At 69.1% G+C, this 2,029-nt stretch carries 2 protein-coding genes and 1 pseudogene; 2 read left to right on the forward strand and 1 reads right to left on the reverse strand.

Annotated elements, in window-relative coordinates; translation table 11 throughout:
- A pseudogene (locus C665_RS20455) lies at positions 1-176 on the reverse strand (tRNA (adenosine(37)-N6)-threonylcarbamoyltransferase complex transferase subunit TsaD); the annotation flags it as partial.
- A gap of 137 nt (positions 177-313) precedes the next feature.
- Between C665_RS20455 and rpsU the strand changes: the two are divergent.
- On the forward strand, positions 314-526 hold the full coding sequence (gene rpsU, locus C665_RS19410) for a 30S ribosomal protein S21 (protein WP_002924646.1): 213 nt from the start codon (positions 314-316) through the stop codon (positions 524-526).
- Between the two features lie 160 nt (positions 527-686).
- Positions 687-2,029: DNA primase (gene dnaG / locus C665_RS19415; protein WP_040829835.1), on the forward strand; the 1,343-nt coding region annotated here is incomplete at its 3' end.

Raw genomic sequence — 2,029 nt, forward strand, 5'->3', positions numbered from 1 at the left:
AGCAGCAGCGGCAGGCGGCGGATGTGATCGCGCGAGGCGAGCTCGGGCACCACCCCGCCGTAGGCCGCGTGCAGGTCGATCTGCGAGTGCAGGCAGTGCGCGCGCAGGCCGGTGTCGGTGTCGTAGATCGCCACGCCGGTCTCGTCGCAGGAGGTTTCGATGCCGAGCACTTTCATCGGGATGCATCCGTTTGATTCGGTGTCGCATTTTAACCCGCCACCGCCGGCGCGGGCGATCCGCGGCCTTGCCATCGACGGTCGGCTGGTTTATATTCGCGGTCTTTCTGCCCACCAGACACCCAAGGAAGTCCGCAATGCCCGGTATCCGCGTCAAGGAAAACGAGCCGTTTGAAGTTGCGATCCGCCGCTTCAAGCGCACCATCGAGAAGACCGGTGTGCTGACCGAACTGCGCTCGCGCGAGTTCTACGAAAAGCCCACCGCCGAGCGCAAGCGCAAGCTGGCCGCCGCCGTCAAGCGCAACCACAAGCGCCTGCGCAGCCAGACGCTGCCGCCGAAGCTCTACTGATCCGGTACGCGACCCGCCCTCGCGGGACGCCCATGCCCGCCCTGGCGGGCGATCACACGCCGGCCCGGGGTCGCTCGATCCCCGCCCGGCGTGATGCTTTTTCACGAACACCCGTCGTCCGCGCATGCGGAAGCGACGGGCGTTTGTCTTTGCGCGCGCGATGATTCCCCAGTCCTTCGTCCAGGAACTGCTTTCCCGCGTCGACATCGTCGACGTCATCGAACGCTACCTCCCGCTCAAGAAGAGCGGCGCCAACTACTTCGCCTGCTGCCCCTTCCACGGCGAGAAATCCGCCTCGTTCTCGGTCAGCCCGTCCAAGCAGTTCTACCACTGCTTCGGTTGCGGCGTGCACGGTAGCGCGGTCGGCTTCCTGATGGAGTACAGCGGGCTGGGCTTCGTCGACGCGATCAAGGAGCTCGCTGCCCAGGTCGGCCTGCAGGTGCCCGACGATGGCCGCAGCGCGGCACCCGTGCATGACGACCCGAGCGAACGCCTTTATGAGGCGATGGCGGTGGCGGCGCGCTTCTACCGCGACCAGCTCAAGCCTTCCCGCCAGGCCATCGACTACCTCAAGCGCCGCGGGCTGTCGGGCGAGGTCGCCGCGCGCTTCGGGCTCGGCTACGCGCCCGACGAGTGGCAGGCGCTGGAGAAGGCCTTCCCCGACTACCAGGCGAAGACGCTCGCCGACGCCGGCCTGGTCATCGACAACGAGCAGGGGCGGCGCTACGACCGCTTCCGCAACCGCATCATCTTCCCGATCCACGACCGCCGCGGACGCATCATCGCCTTCGGCGGGCGCGTGCTCGACAAGGGCGAACCCAAGTACCTGAACTCGCCCGAGACCCCGCTGTTCGAGAAGGGGCGCGAGCTCTACGGCCTCTTCCTGGCGCAGAAGGCGATCCGCGACGCCGGCTTCGCGGTCGTGGTCGAGGGCTACATGGACGTGGTCGCGCTCGCCCAGTTCGCCATCGAGAATGCGGTCGCCACGCTCGGCACCGCGACCACGCCGCAGCATATCCACACCCTGCTGCGCCAGACCGACCGCATCGTGTTCTGCTTCGACGGCGACGCCGCAGGCCGCCGCGCGGCATGGCGTGCGCTCGAGAACGCACTCGAATCCCTGCGCGACGACGCCACCCTGGCCTTCCTGTTCCTGCCCGCCGAGCACGACCCGGACTCCTTCGTGCGCGCCGAGGGCACCGAAGCCTTCCGCAAGGCCGCGCTCGCCGCCACCCCGCTGGGGAGCTTCCTGATCCAGGAGCTGTCCGGCCGCCATCCGCTCGACAGCGCCGAGGGCCGCGCGGCCTTCGTGCATGAGGCGGCGCCGCTGGTCACTCGCATCGCCGCGCCGCTGCTGAAGCTGCAGGTGGTGAAGGCGGTGGCCGAGAGCGCGGGCATGACCCAGGGCGAGGTCGAATACGCCTTCGAGCAGCTCGCCGCCAGCGCCCCGCGCCGGCGTGGCGCCTCGGCGCCCACCCCGCCCCGCGCCCCCGCCGCGAGCAT

This window comes from Thauera aminoaromatica S2, assembly GCF_000310185.1.
GTDB classification, from domain to species: Bacteria; Pseudomonadota; Gammaproteobacteria; order Burkholderiales; family Rhodocyclaceae; genus Thauera; species Thauera aminoaromatica.